Annotated in this window: 16 protein-coding genes; 9 read left to right on the plus strand and 7 right to left on the minus strand. The window is 74.3% G+C overall.

Annotated features, from left to right (window positions below; all coding sequences use genetic code 11):
- Positions 1-86 precede the first annotated feature (86 nt).
- A complete protein-coding gene (locus E7744_RS04265; protein ID WP_137773058.1) occupies positions 87-869 on the minus strand; it encodes an amino acid ABC transporter ATP-binding protein in 783 nt (260 codons plus the stop codon).
- A complete protein-coding gene (locus tag E7744_RS04270; RefSeq protein ID WP_246858541.1) occupies positions 866-2,368 on the minus strand; it encodes an amino acid ABC transporter substrate-binding protein/permease in 1,503 nt (500 codons plus the stop codon). The genes E7744_RS04265 and E7744_RS04270 overlap by 4 nt, the downstream gene beginning before the upstream one ends.
- A 282-nt stretch (positions 2,369-2,650) precedes the next feature.
- On the opposite strand from E7744_RS04270, the gene E7744_RS04275 reads away from it, so the two are divergent.
- From E7744_RS04275 to E7744_RS04310, 8 genes are all read left to right on the plus strand, one after another.
- Positions 2,651-5,056, plus strand: a complete 2,406-nt coding sequence (locus E7744_RS04275; protein WP_137773060.1) for a helix-turn-helix domain-containing protein — start codon at positions 2,651-2,653, stop codon at positions 5,054-5,056.
- Between the two features lie 54 nt (positions 5,057-5,110).
- Positions 5,111-6,262, plus strand: a complete 1,152-nt coding sequence (locus E7744_RS04280) for a type III polyketide synthase (protein WP_137773061.1) — start codon at positions 5,111-5,113, stop codon at positions 6,260-6,262.
- A 37-nt stretch (positions 6,263-6,299) separates the two neighbouring features.
- Entirely contained in the window at positions 6,300-7,031 is a 732-nt protein-coding gene (locus E7744_RS04285; RefSeq protein ID WP_137773062.1) for a class I SAM-dependent methyltransferase, read from the plus strand.
- Positions 7,028-8,290: an NAD(P)/FAD-dependent oxidoreductase gene (locus E7744_RS04290; protein WP_137773063.1), complete on the plus strand. Its 1,263-nt coding sequence runs from the start codon at positions 7,028-7,030 to the stop codon at positions 8,288-8,290. Before E7744_RS04285 ends, E7744_RS04290 begins: the two co-directional genes overlap by 4 nt.
- Before the next feature lie 61 nt (positions 8,291-8,351).
- Positions 8,352-8,690 carry a helix-turn-helix transcriptional regulator gene (locus E7744_RS04295; protein WP_137773064.1) on the plus strand — a complete coding sequence of 113 codons (339 nt, stop codon included), beginning with the start codon at positions 8,352-8,354 and terminating at the stop codon, positions 8,688-8,690.
- Positions 8,687-9,394 (plus strand): cation transporter, encoded by a 708-nt coding sequence (locus tag E7744_RS04300; RefSeq protein ID WP_137773065.1) that lies wholly within the window; start codon positions 8,687-8,689, stop codon positions 9,392-9,394. Before E7744_RS04295 ends, E7744_RS04300 begins: the two co-directional genes overlap by 4 nt.
- A 128-nt stretch (positions 9,395-9,522) precedes the next feature.
- Positions 9,523-10,869, plus strand: coding sequence for a phosphoglucosamine mutase (gene glmM, locus E7744_RS04305; protein ID WP_137773066.1), 1,347 nt, complete (start codon positions 9,523-9,525; stop codon positions 10,867-10,869).
- A 17-nt stretch (positions 10,870-10,886) separates the two neighbouring features.
- Positions 10,887-11,135 carry a hypothetical protein gene (locus E7744_RS04310; RefSeq protein WP_137773067.1) on the plus strand — a complete coding sequence of 83 codons (249 nt, stop codon included), beginning with the start codon at positions 10,887-10,889 and terminating at the stop codon, positions 11,133-11,135.
- A gap of 32 nt (positions 11,136-11,167) precedes the next feature.
- On the opposite strand, the gene E7744_RS04315 is transcribed toward E7744_RS04310, so the two are convergent.
- The 5 genes from E7744_RS04315 to coaA form a co-directional block, all read right to left on the minus strand.
- Complete coding sequence (locus E7744_RS04315) at positions 11,168-11,851, minus strand: haloacid dehalogenase type II (RefSeq protein WP_137773068.1); 684 nt, start codon at positions 11,849-11,851, stop codon at positions 11,168-11,170.
- A gap of 149 nt (positions 11,852-12,000) precedes the next feature.
- Complete coding sequence (mscL, locus tag E7744_RS04320; protein ID WP_137773069.1) at positions 12,001-12,453, minus strand: large conductance mechanosensitive channel protein MscL; 453 nt, start codon at positions 12,451-12,453, stop codon at positions 12,001-12,003.
- Positions 12,454-12,578: 125 nt separating this feature from the next.
- On the minus strand, positions 12,579-13,136 hold the full coding sequence (locus tag E7744_RS04325; protein WP_137773070.1) for a hypothetical protein: 558 nt from the start codon (positions 13,134-13,136) through the stop codon (positions 12,579-12,581).
- Between the two features lie 258 nt (positions 13,137-13,394).
- Positions 13,395-14,318 carry a D-alanyl-D-alanine carboxypeptidase family protein gene (locus E7744_RS04330; protein WP_137773071.1) on the minus strand — a complete coding sequence of 308 codons (924 nt, stop codon included), beginning with the start codon at positions 14,316-14,318 and terminating at the stop codon, positions 13,395-13,397.
- A 5-nt stretch (positions 14,319-14,323) separates the two neighbouring features.
- Complete coding sequence (gene coaA / locus E7744_RS04335; RefSeq protein WP_256376031.1) at positions 14,324-15,241, minus strand: type I pantothenate kinase; 918 nt, start codon at positions 15,239-15,241, stop codon at positions 14,324-14,326.
- 283 nt (positions 15,242-15,524) lie between these two features.
- Between coaA and E7744_RS04340 the strand changes: the two genes are divergently transcribed.
- Complete coding sequence (locus tag E7744_RS04340; RefSeq protein ID WP_137773073.1) at positions 15,525-16,529, plus strand: 2-hydroxyacid dehydrogenase; 1,005 nt, start codon at positions 15,525-15,527, stop codon at positions 16,527-16,529.
- Positions 16,530-16,543 lie beyond the last annotated feature (14 nt).

The raw sequence follows: 16,543 nt of genomic DNA on the forward strand, positions 1-16,543 counted from the left end.
GCAGTCCACCACGCCGGACGCGGACGACCCCAGCCCTGGCGCACGCCGCGGTGCCGGGCTGGGGTCGTCGTCGGGGTCGGAACCGGTCAGAGGACCTTGGAGAGGAAGTCCTGCAGGCGGGGGGATTGGGGGTTGCCGAAGACCTCGGCCGGCGGGCCCATCTCCACGATCCGGCCGTCGTCCATGAACAGCACCCGGTCGGCGACCTCGCGGGCGAAGCCCATCTCGTGGGTCACCAGCACCATGGTCATGCCCTCCTCGGCGAGGTCGCGGATGACCTGCAGCACCTCGCCGACCATCTCCGGGTCGAGGGCCGAGGTGGCCTCGTCGAAGAGCATGATCTGCGGGTTCATGGCCAGGGCCCTGGCGATCGCCACGCGCTGCTTCTGGCCGCCGGACAGGGACGCGGGCCGGGCATCGGCCTTGGCGGCCAGGCCCACGCGGGCGAGCAGCCGCTCGGCGGTGGCGCGGGCCTCGGCCCTGGAGGCCTTCTTCAGCTCGACGGGGGCCAGCATGACGTTCTCCGCCACGGTCATGTGCGGGAACAGGTTGAACTGCTGGAACACCATGCCGATGCTGCGGCGCACGGCGTTGATGTCCACCTTCGGGTCGGTCAGGTCGAAGCCGCCGACCGTGACGGTGCCGGAGGTGGGCTCCTCGAGCCGGTTCAGGCAGCGCAGGAACGTGGACTTGCCGGACCCGGAGGGCCCGATCACGCACAGCACCTCGCCCTCGTGGATCTGTCCGGTGATGCCCTTGAGGACCTGGTGGTCGCCGAAGGACTTGGTGAGGTCCGCGACGTCGACGACGACCTTCCGGTCGCCGGCCGCGCCGGGGCCCGCTGGGGTGTGTGGGGCCGCGGTGCTCATGCGTTGACCTTCCTGTCCACGTAGTTGGCGAGCTGGGTCAGCAGGGTGATGACCACGAAGTAGATGACCGCCACGATCAGCAGCACCTCGGTGACGCGGAAGTTCGAGGCGTAGATCTGCTGGGCCTGGTACAGCAGCTCGGCGAAGCCGATGGCCAGCAGCAGCGAGGAGTCCTTGAGCATGATGACCAGCTGGTTGATCAGCGAGGGCGTCATGATCTTGAACGCCTGCGGCAGCACCACGCGCTGCATGGACTTGCCGTAGCCGAGGCCGAGGGACCGGGCGGCCTCCATCTGGCCCGGGTCCACGGCCTGCACGGCGCCGCGGACGATCTCCGCGATGTAGGCGGCGCCGTTGAGCGTCAGGGTCAGCACGCCGGCCACCCAGATGTTCACCGGGGTGCCGATGAGCTGGGGCAGGCCGAAGTAGAAGAAGAACGCCCAGACGAGGATCGGGGTGCCGCGGAAGACGCTGACGAACGCCACCGCGATGCCGCGCAGCACGGGGTTGCGGGAGATCTTGAAGAACCCGAACACCACGCCCAGCACCATGGCCAGGGCGAAGGAGATGAGCGTGACCAGCAGGGTGTTGCCCAGGCCGGTCATCAGGGCCGGGATGGCGGTGACGACCAGGCCCCAGAACGTGGAGCGGTCCACGCCCTCGTCCTCGGCGGCGAGGTACTCGTCCAGGATCTGCTGGTACTCGCCGGAGGCGCGCAGCTCCGCGAGGCCCTCGTTGAAGGCCTGCAGCAGCTCGGGGTTCTGGTCCTTGTTGACGGCGAAGCCGTAGTCGCCGGCCTCCACCTGCTCGCCCACCGTGACGAGCCCGGAGCCCTGGGTGATGCCGTAGGCGATCACCGGGAAGTCGTCCATGAGGGCGTCCGCGTTGCCGGACTTCACCGATTCCACGAGGGTGGTGGTCTGGTCCAGCGCGGTGACCTCGTAGCCGTACTGCTCCTGGCGCTCCTTCGCGACCTCCTCGGACAGGGAGCCGGTCTTGACGACCAGTCGCTTGCCCTCGAGGTCCTCCCAGTCGGAGATCTCGCCCTCGTCGCCCTCGTTGACGGCGAGGGTCACGGTGCCGGTGAAGTAGGGATCGGAGAAGTCGTAGATCTCCTGGCGCTCGTCCGTGATGGACATGCCGGCGATCACGCCGTCGGCCTGGTCGGCGCTGAGCGCCTGCAGGGCTGCATTGAAGCCGAGGGAGCGCCACTCGACCTCGAAGCCCTGGTCCTCGGCGATCGCCTCCATGAGGTCGATGTCGATGCCCGTCAGCTCGCCGGCGGAGTCACGGAACTCGAAGGGGGCGAAGGTGGTGTCGGTGGCGATGACGTAGGTCTGCCCGGAGACGTCGCCGGTACCGGAGGCCTCGGCGCCGGCCTGGGCGGCACCGGAGGCGTGGGCGGGGGTGACGGCCCCCAGCAGGGCGGTCACGCCGAGCAGCAGTGCTGCCAGGACGGTGAGCACCGCCTGGAGTGGTCTGGAGTGGATGGCTCTCACGAGGGTTGTCCCCATCTCTGGTGGGTCGGGCCGCGGGGAGGGCCCTGCTGGGGCCGGCCGCCGGGGCGCGCGGGAGGTGCGGTGCGGCACACGGTGGGTGCGCCGCACCAGAGTACCCACAGTCGGGGCCCCCGACGCCGCGCCGTGCCGTCCGTCCATGACGGGTCATGTCAGCGCCCGGCCGCCGCCCCGGGACACCCGGAGGAGACGTGTGACACACTGACCTTTCCAGCGCCAGGACGCGCCCGCCGCGCCAGCACGAACCGTGGAGCCGCGCCACCCATGACCCCGACCATCGCGATCGACGACCCGGAGCACCCCCACCCGGCACTGGGCCGGTTCCGTGGCGCGCACGCCGGCGACGAGCGGCTGCTCGTCGTCCGCGCTCCGGGCGGGACGGGGGCCCGCTGGTTCGCGAGCGGCTGGGTCGGCCGGGACGTCGCCCGGCGCGTGATCGCCTCCCCGCGCCGCGTCATGGACGTGGAGGCGGTGGTCGAGGCGGTGGGGACCCTGCTGGACGAGGACGACGCCGGCCGCGTCGCCGTCGTCGGGGGCGCGGACCTGCCGGTCCGTCACCTCGTGGCGGCCTTCCCCGCGCTCGTGGCCGGGCCCGCCGACCTCATGCTGACGCCCGAGGAGGTCCGGCGGGCGATGGCCTCCCACGCCGCCGGGTTCCGGCCGCCGGGCTACGGCGCGCCCGGACCCGGCGCGCGCCCCCGGACGGCGCCGCCCGCGGGCGCCACCGCGCGTCCGCTGACCCCGGAACGGATCCACGAGAAGACCGGGGGCTGGCTGCAGGCGGTGTGCATCCTCCTCGACGACCCCGCGGGGGCGCGGCTGGCCAAGCAGTCGATCTACTCGCCCCTGCTGCGCTGGCTGGGCCCGCGCGACCGGGACGGGGACATCGCGGAGACGGCGTTCCTGCCGTTCTACTCGGACGAGATCCTCGAGGCCTTCCGGCCCGAGCGCACGACGCCGGCCCCCACCCTGCGCACGCTGCAGGAGCTGGGCCTGGTGGTCCGGTCCCCGGAGGGCCGGTGGACCATGCCCGTCCTGGTCCGCGAGGTGCTCCGGGAGTCCCTCGCGGACGACGACCCGCAGCGGGCGCGGGAGGCCGCCGAGGCGGCGATCGACGCGACCGCCGCCCAGGGCGGGGCGCAGCTGGCGCTCGAGACGGCCCTCGGGGAGCGGTCCTGGAAGCGCATGGTGGACCTGCTGCTGGACCACTGGGTGGACCTCTACGTCCAGAACGCGCCGGCCCTGGCCCGGCTCGTCGGCCGGCTGCCGCGGTTCGCGCTCGGCGGCCTGGACGTCACCGGGCTGGCCGCGCGCCTCGTGGCCGTCACCGAGCCGACGACCACGGAGATCCCCGTCCCGGAGGCCAGGCCCGAGTTCGCCCGGGACGACATCGCCCAGCGGCTGCACGCGCTGTCCACCCGGCTCTACCGGACCCCCGACCAGCGGGCGATCGCCGTGGGCATCGCCGAGAACGGCCACCTGCGCCTCGGCGGGCACTTCGAGGAGGCGGCCCTCGCGGCCGAGCGGCTGCGCGCGGCCGTCGAGGCCGTCCGCCGGCAGGGCGGGGTCCGGCCCGTGGTCGCGGGCTTCGCCGAGCTGCAGGCGGGCATCTCCCTGCACCGCGCCGACCGGCTGCCCGAGGCCCGGCAGGCCTACGAGGCGGCGTACTACACCGCGCTGAACGGGCGGGTGGACTTCGTCCTGGCCGATGCCGCCGGCAAGCTGGCGCTCGTGTGCGCCCAGACGGGGCAGACGGCCCGGGCGCGGTACTGGCTGGACCAGGCCGAGGGGCCGCTGCGCCGGCTCGGCTGGGGCCGGCCCATGGTGGAGCGGGCGGTCATCCTGGCGCGGCTGCACGTCGCGCTGGCCGAGCTGGACCAGGACGCGCTGGAGGGACTGTTCGCCCAGTTGCCGGCGGAGCCGGACGGGGACGAGTTCTGGGCGGTCCACGCCTACCTCGTGGCGGTGTCGATGACGATCGCCGGCCTCGGGGAGGCCGCCGCGGCGCGCGTGCTGGACTGGCGGCAGGACCGCGCGGCGGCCACCGCGCCCCTGGCCACCCGGCTGCTCAGCGAGGCCTACCACGCCGCGCGGCTGGCTGGCGGGAACACGGGCGTGGTGCCCGGCTGGGACCAGAGCCAGATGCTCGCCAACTTCGAGGCGCTGCGCTGCCTGGCCACGCAGGACACGGACGGCGCCCTGCGGGCACTGCGGCTGCCCGAGCGGACCAGCCCGCGGCACCGCACCGTGGCGGCCATGATCGGGGTGATCGCCCGGGCCAAGGCCACCCCGGAGACCGCCGACGACCACGTGCTGCGCCAGCTCGCCGCGATCCACCGCCAGGACGGGGAGCTGGCGGACCTGGTGAACTTCCACCCGCTGGGGTGGACCCCGCTGTTCCGCCGGGCCGGCATGGTGGGGGACGAGGCCGTGGCCCGGCTGGAGCGGCTCACCGGCTTCGACCTGCGCCCGGACCTGGCCCCGGCGCTGACCCCGCGCGAGCAGGAGGTGCTGCGCATGCTGCGCGAGGGCCTGACCCGGCGGGAGATGGCCACCTCCACCTACCGCTCCGAGAACACCATCAAGGGGCAGCTGCGCACCCTGTACGGCAAGCTCAACGCCTCCAGCGCGCAGGAGGCGCTGGAGTCGGCGCGGAACTACGGCCTCTGAGGCCTCCCCGGCCGGGCCATTGTGCCCGGCCACGGCGGCTGACACGATGTGCCCATGGCCCTGATCCGCTCCCTGCACACCGCCGTCCCGCCCGTCGTGCTGCACCAGGACGTGGTGCGGGACGTGATGGCCGCCCAGCCCGGGCTGAGCCGGCTGGGCCAGCGGCTCGTGCCGGCCGCGTTCAACGCCTCCGGGATCGAGCGCCGGCACACCGTGGTGGAGGACTGGCGCGTGGACGAGAGCGGCACGCGGGGCCGGCTCGGCACCTTCTTCGAGCCGGAGACCGGGCACATCCTCAACCCCAGCACCGGCACCCGCAACCTCATCTACACCGAGCACGCCGCCGGGCTGTTCGTGGAGGCGGGCCGGGGCGCGCTCGAGGCCTGTCCCGGCGTGGGCCCCGAGGACGTCACGCACGTCATCACGGTGTCCTGCACCGGCTTCTTCTCCCCGGGCCCCGACTACCAGCTGGTGCGCCAGCTCGGACTGCCGGCCACCACGAAGCGCGTCCACATCGGGTTCATGGGCTGCTACGCCGCCTTGCCGGCCCTGCGCGAGGCCGCCTCGATCTGCGAGGCGGACCCGGCCGCCGTCGTGCTCGTGGTCAGCGCGGAGCTGTGCACCCTGCACGTGCGGGTCGGCAACGACCAGGACACGATCGTGGGGGCCTCGCTGTTCTCGGACGGCGCGGCCGCCGCGGTGGTCACGGCCGCGATGCCGGCCCCCGGGGCGGAAGACGGCCGGGGCGGCACACCGACCGCCCTGTGCCTGGACGGCTTCGCCACCGTGCTGACCCCCGTGGGGGAGGAGGCGATGGCGTGGAACATCGGGGACCACGGCTTCGAGATGATCCTCGGCACCTACGTCCCGCACATCATCGACGAGCACATCACCACCGCCCTCGAGCCGCTGCTGGCCGCCGAGCCGGGGCTGGCGGCGCGGCCCCACGCCGAGATCGAGCACTGGGCCATCCACCCGGGCGGGCGGAGCATCCTGGACAAGGTCGAGTCGCGGCTGGGTCTCAGCGAGGAGCAGCTGCAGCCGGCACGGGAGGTCCTGCGGGACTTCGGGAACATGTCCAGCGCCACCGTGATGTTCGTGCTCCAGCAGATCATGCAGGGCCCCGGGCAGGCCGGCGAGCGCGTGTGCGCCATGGCCTTCGGCCCCGGGCTCACCGTGGAGTCGGCCCTCATGACCCGGGCGTGACGCGCGCGTGAGGACGCCCCGGCCCGGACTGCCGGGCGTGCCGGACCTGTCCGTGCGCCGGCCCGGGACGGTCGAGCACATGGACAGCCCGGAGTGCGACCTCGCCGCCCTGCACCGCACCTACCGCGGCTTCGGGGCCGTCAACGCGGTCGTCGCCGGCTGGCAGCTGACCTACCGCTCCCTCATCCGGCCCCTCGCACGCGAGCACGCGGGGCCGTTCACCGTCGTGGACATCGGCTCCGGCGGCGGGGACCTGGCCCGGACCCTGCTCCACCGGCTCCGCCGGGACGGGGTGGACGCGCGGGTGACCGCCGTGGACCCCGACGCGCGGGCGAACGCCTGGGCGCGGGTGCACCGGTCCGGAGCGGGGCTGGAGTTCCACCGGGGCACGAGCCGGGACCTCGTCCGCGAGGGCCGGCGGTTCGACGTCGTGCTCTCCAACCACCTGCTCCACCACCTGGACCCGCCCCAGCTGGAGGACCTGCTGGCGGACTCGGAGGCGCTCGCGGTCCGGCGGGCGGTCCACTCCGACATCCACCGCAGCACGCTCGCGTACGCCCTGTTCTCCGTGGGGACCGCGCCCTTCTTCCCCGGCTCGTACATCCGCCACGACGGGCTCGCCTCGATCCGGCGCAGTTATACCCCCGAGGAGCTCGCCGCGGTGGTGCGGCCCGGGTGGCGGGTCCGGGGCCAGGTGCCGTGGCGGACGCTCGCGGTGTGGGACGCCGGACCCCTGGCCGGCCGCGAGGGCGCGGAGCGGGGGTGGTGAGCGGGCGTGCCGCGCGGACCGAGGTCCTCATCGTCGGCGCGGGCCCCACGGGCCTGTTCCTCGCCGGGCTGCTGGCCCTGCGCGGGGTGGACGTGGCGGTGCTCGAGCGGCGGCCCCGGCCGGTGGAGCACTCCCGGGCGATCGGCCTGCACCCCCCGGCGCTGCACGCCCTGGACCGGCTGGGCCTGGCCGCGCCCGCCGTGGCCGCGGGGGTGTGCGTGGGCCGGGGGGTCGGGTACGCCGGCGGTCCCGGGCCGGGCGGCGTGCTCGGGGAGCTGTCCCTCGCCGCGGCGGACCCGGCGTACCCCTTCGTCCTGACCCTGCCGCAGGTGCGCACGGAGGCGCTGCTCGCCGAACGGGTGGAGTGGCTCGCCCCGGGGGCCGTGCACCGCGGGGTGGAGGTGATCGGGGTCGAGCAGACCGGTGTGGTGACGGGGCCGGAGGGCCGGGTCTGGGAGGCCGCCGTCGTGGTCGGCGCGGACGGCACGCGCAGCCGCGTCCGCGAGCTGGCCGGGCTCGGGGTACGTGAGCGGGACTGGGGGGACTGCTACCTCATGGGCGACTTCGACGACACCGGGGACACCGGGGACGCCGGGCACGCAGGGGCCGCCGGGGACGCCGGCGCGGCGGAACCGGCGGCGCACCTCCACCTGCACCGCGACGGCGTGGTGGAGCGGTTCCCGCTGCCCGGGGGCCGCTGGCGGTGGGTGGTACACACGGGCCGCACGCTCGTGCCGGAGACCGCGGAGGGGATCGCCGAGCGGGCGCGGGAGCGGATCGGCCTCGCCCCGGACCCGGCCACGGCCACGATGCTCAGCGCCTTCCGGGTCCAGCGGCGGCTCGCCACGGGCCTCGTGCGGGGCCGCACCGTCCTGGCGGGGGACGCGGCCCACGGCATCAGTCCCATCGGCGGGCAGGGGATGACGCTGGGGTGGATGGACGCGATCGCCCTGGAGCCGTTGCTGCTGGAGCTGCTCCGCGGCGGGGCGCGGCCGGGCCCGGCGGGCGGCGGATCCGGTCTCGCCGCGGGGGACCGGACCGGGGGTGCCCTCGAGCGGCACCCGGGCTTCGCGCGGTACGACCGGGGCCGGCGTCGGGCCGCCCTGCGCGCCGCGCGCCAGGCCGAGGCCAACATGCTGCTGGGGCGGCCGATGCCCGCGGCCGCCTGGCGGGCCCGTGACGCGGTGGCGCGGGCCGCGCTCGCCGGTGGGGCCGGGTCCGCGCTCACCCGGCTGTACACGATGGGCTGGGCGGGCTGAGCCCGGCCGGTGCGCCACCCGGGCTCCGGCGTCAGTACACGACAGCCTGTACTGTGTGGGCATGACCGCGACTCCCGTCAGTCCCGCCCACGCCTCGGCGCTGTCCCGCTGGGGGTACGCGATCGCGGACGACACGCGCGCCCGCGTCCTGCTCGCCCTGCGCGGCGGCGAGGCCCGGCCCTCGGACCTCGCCGCGCTGCTGGGCGTGTCCCGGCAGGTCATGTCCAACCAGCTGGCCTGCCTGCGCGGATGCGGGCTCGTGGAGGGCCGCGCCGAGGGGCGCAGCACGTGGTACCGCCTCGCGGACGAGCGGATCGGCACCGCGCTGGACGGGCTGCTGGACCTCGTCGTCGCCCTGCGGCCGGACTGCTGCGCGCCGGAGGGGTGCACGTGCCGATGACGAGCCACTCCCTCTCGCCCGTCCCCCGGGCCGAGGTCCGCCGATCCGTGCTGCGCCGGCGCATCCGCTGGATCGTCGCAGCGACCATCTCCTACAACGTGGTCGAGGCGGTCGTGGCCCTGGCGGCGGGGGCGGTGGCCTCGTCCTCGGCGCTCATCGGCTTCGGCCTGGACTCGGTCGTGGAGGTCCTCTCCGCCGCGGCAGTGGCCTGGCAGTTCGCCGGAGCGGACCCGGAGCGCCGGGAACGGACGGCCCTGCGGCTCATCGCGGTCTCGTTCCTCGGCCTGGCGGCGTTCGTGGCGGTGGACGCCGTGCGCACGCTGCTCGGCGCCGCCGAGCCGGAGCACTCGCCCGTGGGGATCGCCCTGGCCGCGGTCAGCCTCGTGGTCATGCCGGCACTGTCCTGGCTCGAGCGGCGCACCGGACGCGAGCTGGGCTCGGCCTCCGCGGTGGCGGACTCGAGACAGACGCTCCTGTGCGCCTACCTCTCGGCAGTGCTGCTCCTCGGCCTGCTGCTCAACAGCCTGGCCGGGTGGACCTGGGCGGATCCGCTCGCCGCCCTCGTGATCGCGGGCTTCGCGGTGCGCGAGGGGCTCGAGGCGTGGCGGGGCGAGACGTGCTGCACGCCGGTGTCCGTGCTGACCGGGGAGGCGGGACCGGGCGCGGACGGCTGCGACGGCGGCCCCTCCTGCGGCGCGTCCTGACCCGAGGGTCCCGGCCGGCCGGGTCGCCGTCCTCCGGGCCGTCACATGACGTCCCGCAGCCCCCATCCGACAGGTCGCGCCGCGTCCCTGGGAGGACGGCCCAGCCCCGGGGCATACAATCCGAGGTGATGAGCAGACTATTCGGAACCGACGGAGTCCGTGGCCTGGCCAATGGGGACCTGACCGTCGAACTTGCAACCCAACTGGCACAGGCCGCCGCCGTGGTCCTCGGACACCGGGAGTCGGACGGGCGCCGCCCGGTGGCCGTGGTGGCCCGTGACCCCCGCATCAGCGGCGAGTTCCTCAACGCCGCCGTGCAGGCCGGACTGGCCAGCTCGGGCGTTGACGTCTTCGACGCGGGCGTGCTGCCCACCCCGGCCGCGGCCTTCCTCGTGGGGGACGTGGAGGCCGACTTCGGCGTGATGATCTCCGCCTCCCACAACCCGGCCCCGGACAACGGCATCAAGTTCCTGGCCCGCGGTGGGGAGAAGCTCACGGACGAGCAGGAGGACGCCATCCAGCTGGAGATGGGGCTGGCCCCCCGTCGTCCCACGGGAGCGGACGTCGGCCGGATCCAGCGCTTCGCGGACGCCGAGGACCGCTACGTGCTGCACCTGCTGAAGTCCCTGCCCAACCGCCTGGACGGGCTCAAGGTCGTCCTGGACTGCGCCCACGGCGCGGCGGCCGGCTGCTCCCCGCAGGTGTTCGCGGCGGCGGGCGCGGAGGTCGTGGTGATCGGCGCGGACCCGGACGGGGTCAACATCAACGACGGGTACGGCTCCACCCACCTGGAGAACCTGCAGCGCGCCGTCGTGGAGCACGGGGCGGACCTCGGCATCGCCCACGACGGCGACGCCGACCGGTGCCTGGCCGTGGACGCGACCGGCACCGTGGTGGACGGGGACCAGATCATGGGCATCATGGCGGTCGCCCTCAAGGAGTCCGGCCGGCTCAAGGACGACACCCTCGTGGTCACCGTCATGAGCAACCTGGGCCTGAAGCTGGCGATGCAGCGCGAGGGCGTGCGCCTGGTGGAGACCAAGGTGGGCGACCGCTACGTCCTGGCCGGCATGAAGCACGGCGGCTACTCGCTCGGCGGGGAGCAGTCCGGTCACGTCATCTTCTCCGAGTACGCCACCACCGGCGACGGCGTGCTCACCGGCCTGCAGCTCGCCGCCCGGCTCGCCGCCACCGGCCGGCCGCTGGCCGAGCTGGCCGCCGTGATGCAGCGCATGCCGCAGGTGCTCGTCAACGTCAAGGGCGTGGACAAGTCCCGCACCGGCGACGACGCCGAGGTCCAGGCCGCGGTGGCCGACGTCGAGGCGCGCCTGGGTGCCTCCGGGCGGGTCCTGCTGCGCCCCTCGGGGACCGAGCCCGTGGTCCGGGTGATGGTCGAGGCCGAGCACGAGGACATCGCGCGCCGCGAGGCCGAGGGCCTGGCCAGCGTGGTCAAGCGCGAACTCGCCCTGTCCTGAACGGGACCGGGCCGTCCATGACCGAGCGGGAGGCGCTGGAGCCCGGGGAGCCGGACGCCGGTGAACCGGACGCCGGGGAACCGGACGCCTGCGCCGAGGAGCCCGAGACCGAGGAGGAGACGGGCGCCTCGCCCCTGACCGCGGCCGCCGTGTTCGCCGCGGTCCTGCTCGGCGTCGGCGTGCTGTTCGCGCTCGTGTTCCTGGCGATGGGCCTGCCCGCGTGCGAGGACCCGGTGCTCGACTGGGCCCCCTGCATCGGTCCCTGACGGCCGCGACGGCCCGTCAGCGTCCCCCGGCCTCAGCCGTCCTCGGCGGAGAGCCGGCCGGCCAGGTCCGTGAGGTCCGCCGCCTGGAGGTCCGGGGCGGCGAAGTAGTCCGGGTACTCCCCGCCGTTCCGGTTGATCCACGCGGTGCGCAGCCCGGCCGCGTGCGCGCCGTGCAGGTCCCACGGGTGCACGGCCACCAGCAGCATCCGCCCGGGTTCCACCCCGCACTGTCCCGCGGCGTACTCGTAGGCGCCCAGCGCCGGCTTCCACGCGACGGCGTCCTGCACGCTGAGCACGTGGCTGACGTGATCGCGCAGCCCGGCCGAGCGCAGCAGTGCCTCGGCCACGGAGGCCGCGCCGTTGCTCAGCGTGACCAGCTCGGCCATGCGGGCGAGCTGGGGAATGCCCGCGGTGACGTCCGGGTGGACGTCCAGGGCGGTGAAGCGCTCCATGATCCGGTCGGTGGCGTCTGCGGCGGTGCGACTCGCGATCCCCTGGCCGGCGAGCAGGCGCCGCAGGCTGTCCTCGGCGATCACGGCGAAGTCGATGTTGTCCCCCGTGGCGGCCGCCGCGAAGCCGTCCCGGAGCAGCTCGGCGAACCAGGTCCGCAGCAGGCCGCGGTCCACACCCGCCTCCTCGAAGGAGGCCGCGAGCGGGCTCATGTCGGACAGGGTGCCGTTGACGTCGAAGACGATCACGTCCGTGCGCTGGGTCATGGGGCGAGCGTACAAGCAGGGCCCGGCGCCGACCACCGACGACGAGGGCACCGACGGCCGGGCCACCGCCGACGAGGGCACCGCAGTGACTGCGGTGCCCTCGTCGGCGGGTCGTCGGTGGGCCGGAGGTGGACCGGGGGAGGGCGGCCTCAGAGGCCGGTGGCCGGGGGCATGGCGCCGGGGGCACCGGGGCCGGCGGAGCCGGTGGTGCCGCGCTGGGCCACGAGGGCGTCGCGGATCTCGGTGAGCAGCTGCACGTCCTCGGGGACGGGCTCGAGCTCGGGCTCGATGCCCATGCGGCGGTTGCGGGCCTCGATCATCCTGTTCATGGGCATGACGATGACGAAGTAGACCGCCGCGGCGATCAGCAGGAAGTTGACGATGGCGGTGAGCAGGACGCCGAACTTGATGTCGTTGCCGTTGAGGGTGACCACGGCGAACGAGTCGAAGTTCGGGGACCCGACGAGTCCGGAGATGAACGGCATGAGCACGGAGTCGACGAGCGCGGTGACGACGGAGCCGAAGGCGGCACCGATGATGACGGCAACGGCCAGGTCGAGGACGTTGCCCTTCATGATGAAATCCCTGAATCCCTGGAGCATGCCCCGAGCGTAGCCGCCCACGCCAGGGCGGACCAGCCCCGACGATGGACGCACCACGGACCGGGTGCGTCCGCCCGGGGCCGGGCGTCGCTGGGCGTGACCGCGGGGAGGTCACTGCCGGGCGATCACCACCGGTGGGCGACGTCCACCACGAGCCGCGAGCCGGTGCCCGGGCCGTCGAGGATGAACACCCGCATCGGCAGGCGCTCGCGCACGCCGATGCCGAAGGTCGTGTGGCCCTCGAAGCTGCCGCCGTAGGCCACCTGCCGGAACGTGCGATAGCCGCTGACGTTGGCGACGTGGTCCCAGTCGACGGGGTCGTAGGTGGCCCGGCCGGAGTCGGTGTAGGCGTTGGCGAGCACGGTGATCGAGATGTCGCGGCCCCGCATGGGGATGTGCCGGCCCTCGCCCTCGGTGGCGATGCTGCCGTAGTGCACCTCGTAGCCCCGGACCTTGTGCTGCAGGTCCACCACGAAGCGGTCGAAGCAGGCGTGCTGACCGGTGCGGACGCCGGTGACGTGGGCGCCGGAGTAGAGCCAGCGGGCCTTGGCCTGCGAGCCCCAGGAAATGCCGCAGTAGTGCGCTTCGGCCGAGGGCGCCGAGGCGACCGTGACGGCGCCCGCGCCCCCGAGCATCCCCAGGGCCAGGGCCCCGGAGGCCGCGGCGGCGAACAGTTTCTTCATGACTGAGCCTTCCACAGGGCGCCGCCCGATCGGCGCCGGGTGGACACAGTGTGCTCCGGGCGGCGAGGAGGCGGACAGGGTGCGAGGGCTCCCCCCATGTTGCAGTTCACCACCCATTCCGGGGGCGCGCGGGGACCGAGGACACGGCCCAGTAACGGTCACCGGGGCAGGGCGGGGACCGGGGGAGACCGTTCGGCGACGGGCACCGGGACAGTCCTGGGCGGGTCGGCGCGGGATGACGCGGGGTGCGGGGCCCGCTCAGTACCCCGGCGCGGCTGGGAAGCCCCACGCCGTCTCGAGCACGCCGCCGACGGCGGCCACGCGGGCTGCCTCGGCGGTCCCCAGGTAGCGCAGGTGCCAGGGCTCGTACGAGTAGCCGGTGACCGCCTCGGACCCGGCGGGGTACCGGATGACGAAGCCGTGCTCGACGGCGTGCGCGGCCACCCAGCGCCCGGCGCGGGTGTCCTCGAAGCAGGTCTCGAGGGTGCAGGAGCCGTCCCGGGCGCCGACGTCCAGGGCGAGCCCGGTCTGGTGCTCCGAGTGCCCGGGCCGGGCGGAGACGCGGTCGGCGCCGGCCCGGCCGTGCTGGCGGACCCAGCCGGCGTAGGTGTCCTGCTGGTAGGCGTGGGACCGGTAGGCGCTGACGAGGGACAGGTCCACGCCGTCGGCCGCGGCGGCGGCGAACAGCTCCTCGGCGGCCCGCGCGGCCGGGGCGCGCAGGGTGAGTCCGCTCCGCGTGGCCGGGACGTCCGGGGTGACGAGGTCCGCCGGCGCCCAGTCGAGCGGGCGCAGCGGGTTCTGCTTGTTCACGAGCACGGACAGCGAGGCAGGGTCGCGGTGGCCCGCGGCGGCCCCCGGCGCGGGGGCCGAGGAGCGCGGCGGGGCCGGGGAGCTCGAGGCGGTGGCCGGTGCGGTGGACCGGCTGGCAGTGGAGGACGACGACGCCGGCGAGCCCGGCGCGGAGGTGCCCCCGGCGGTGCTCGCACCGGTCGGGGCGGGCGACGAGCCACCCCGGGCGGGAGAGGTCACGGCCCCCGCGGACGGCGACGCCGTTCCCGACCCCGCGCCCGGGGTGGCCGGACCGCCCGGGCCGCCGGGCGCCGTCGTGCACCCGGCCAGCAGCAGGGCGGCGAGGCCGAGGGCCGGGACCACGGCCCGGCGCGGGCGGCGGGGGAGGGGCATGGGACTCAGACCTTCCGCATCAGGACGCGCTTGACGGTGTGCCCCACGTCCTTGGACATCACCAGCTTGGCGCGGCCGCGCGTGGGCAGGACGTTCTGCACGAGGTTCGGGCCGTTGATGCGGTCCCAGATGTCCTGGGCGGTGAGCTCGGCCTCCTCGTCGGACAGGGTGGAGTAGCGGTGGAAGTAGCTCTGCGGGTCGGCGAAGGCGCCCGAGCGCAGGCGCATGAACCGCTCCACGTACCACTGCTTCACCGCGGGGGTGCGGGCGTCCACGTAGATGGAGTAGTCGAAGAAGTCGGACACGCTCAGGCCCGTGGTGCCGTCGGCGCGCACGCGCGGCGGGGCGAGCACGTTGAGCCCCTCCATGATCAGCACGTCCGGGCGGTGCACCACGACCTCCTCGTGCGGGAGGATGTCGTAGGTCAGGTGCGAGTACATGGGGGCCCGGACCTCCGGGGCACCGGACTTGACGTCGGCCACGAACCGCAGGAGCCGGCGCCGGTCGTAGGACTCCGGGAAGCCCTTGCGGTCCATCAGCCCGCGCCGCCTCAGCTCGGCATTGGGGTAGAGGAAGCCGTCCGTGGTGACGAGCTCCACGCGCGGGGTGTTGGGCCAGCGGCGCAGCATCTCCTGCAGCACGCGCGCGGTGGTGGACTTGCCCACGGCCACCGAGCCGGCCACGCCGATCACGAAGGGCGTGCGCCGCGTGGACTCGCCGAGGAAGGAGTTCGACTCCCGGCGCAGGTGGGCCGCGGCGTCCACGTGGATGCTCAGCAGCCGGGACAGCGGCAGGTAGACCTCCGCGACCTCGCGCAGGGACAGGTGCTCGCCGATGCCGCGCAGCCGGTCCACGTCCGCCTGGTCGAAGGGCTGCTCCATCTCCCGGGCGAGCCGCGCCCAGGCCTGGCGGTCCAGCTCGATGAAGGGGGAGTAGTTCTCGGTGGCGCCCTCGGGCTCGGGCGGGGAGCCGGCCCAGGCCTGCGACGGCGGCGCAAGGGGCACGGCCGGGCGCAGTCCGGTACCGGCGGTGGTGGGTCGGGTCACGGCTCCATTATCCATCCGGCGAGGTGAGGGGCCGGGACGTGTGGCGTGGTCCGTGCCGAGTGTGGCTGCGGTGCGAGGTTCGAGCGCCTGGTCCGTGCTGTGCCGGAGGCGGCCGCGGCCCTAGGGTGGTGGGCATCCCTCACGCGGGCGGAGGCAGCACATGCGGGTGGCGGTCTACAGCACGAAGCCGTACGACAGGCAGTTCCTGACCGAGGCGAACCCCGCCCCGGGGCACCGGCTGTCCTTCCTGGAGCCGCGCCTGACGCCGGATACGGTCCCGCTGGCGGCGGATGCGGACGCGGTCTGCGCCTTCGTCAACGACGACCTCGGCGGCGGCGTGCTGGAGCGCCTGGCCGCCCTGGGGATCCGTCACGTGGCCCTGCGGTGCGCGGGCTTCAACCAGGTGGACCTCCGGGCGGCGGAGCGCCTCGGGATCTCCGTGTCGCGCGTCCCGGCCTACTCACCCCACGCGGTGGCCGAGCACTGCGCGGCCCTGGTGCTGGCGCTGGACCGCAGGACGCACCGGGCCTACAACCGGGTGCGCGAGGGGAACTTCGCGCTGACGGGCCTGCTGGGCTTCGACCTGCACGGCAAGACCGTGGGCATCGTCGGGACCGGCCGCATCGGGACGTGCTTCGCGCGCATCATGACGGGCTTCGGGTGCCGGGTGGTGGCGAGCGACCCCCATCCCAGCGAGGAGTGCCGGGCCCTGGGGGTGGAGTACCTGCCGCTCGGGCCCCTGCTGGCCCAGTCCGACATCGTGTCCCTGCACCTTCCCCTCACGCCCCAGACCCACCACTTCCTGGGTGCCGCGGAACTGGACGGCATGCGTGACGGCGTCATGCTCATCAACACGAGCCGGGGCATGCTGATCGACACGGTCGCCGTCATCGAGGCGCTCAAGCGGGGGAAGATCGGCTACCTGGGCCTGGACGTGTACGAGGAGGAGGCGGACCTGTTCTTCGAGGACCTCTCCGACCAGGTCCTGCGCGACGACGTGTTCTCGCGGCTGCTCACCTTTCCCAACGTGCTGGTCACCGGCCACCAGGGGTTCTTCACCCGCGAGGCCATGACCAGCATCGCGGCCACGACGCTGGGGAACCTGACGGCGGCGGAGCGGGGCGAGGGCCTGAACCTGGTCACCGCGGCCCACGTCGCGCGGTAGCCGGCGGGCCGCAC

The organism is Citricoccus sp. SGAir0253 (genome assembly GCF_005877055.1).
In the GTDB taxonomy this organism is placed as follows: domain Bacteria; phylum Actinomycetota; class Actinomycetes; order Actinomycetales; family Micrococcaceae; genus Citricoccus.

Excerpts from the sequence above, each read along its gene's own strand:
- E7744_RS04265 (WP_137773058.1), bottom strand. The coding sequence starts at position 869 with ATGAGCACCGCGGCCCCACACACCCCAGCGGGCCCCGGCGCGGCCGGC.
- E7744_RS04315 (WP_137773068.1), bottom strand. The coding sequence starts at position 11,851 with ATGACCCAGCGCACGGACGTGATCGTCTTCGACGTCAACGGCACCCTG.
- E7744_RS04310 (WP_137773067.1), top strand. The coding sequence starts at position 10,887 with ATGACCGAGCGGGAGGCGCTGGAGCCCGGGGAGCCGGACGCCGGTGAA.
- E7744_RS04340 (WP_137773073.1), top strand. The coding sequence starts at position 15,525 with ATGCGGGTGGCGGTCTACAGCACGAAGCCGTACGACAGGCAGTTCCTG.
- glmM (WP_137773066.1), top strand. The coding sequence starts at position 9,523 with ATGAGCAGACTATTCGGAACCGACGGAGTCCGTGGCCTGGCCAATGGG.
- E7744_RS04300 (WP_137773065.1), top strand. The coding sequence starts at position 8,687 with ATGACGAGCCACTCCCTCTCGCCCGTCCCCCGGGCCGAGGTCCGCCGA.
- E7744_RS04325 (WP_137773070.1), bottom strand. The coding sequence starts at position 13,136 with ATGAAGAAACTGTTCGCCGCCGCGGCCTCCGGGGCCCTGGCCCTGGGG.
- E7744_RS04330 (WP_137773071.1), bottom strand. The coding sequence starts at position 14,318 with ATGCCCCTCCCCCGCCGCCCGCGCCGGGCCGTGGTCCCGGCCCTCGGC.
- E7744_RS04275 (WP_137773060.1), top strand. The coding sequence starts at position 2,651 with ATGACCCCGACCATCGCGATCGACGACCCGGAGCACCCCCACCCGGCA.
- mscL (WP_137773069.1), bottom strand. The coding sequence starts at position 12,453 with ATGCTCCAGGGATTCAGGGATTTCATCATGAAGGGCAACGTCCTCGAC.
- E7744_RS04295 (WP_137773064.1), top strand. The coding sequence starts at position 8,352 with ATGACCGCGACTCCCGTCAGTCCCGCCCACGCCTCGGCGCTGTCCCGC.
- E7744_RS04280 (WP_137773061.1), top strand. The coding sequence starts at position 5,111 with ATGGCCCTGATCCGCTCCCTGCACACCGCCGTCCCGCCCGTCGTGCTG.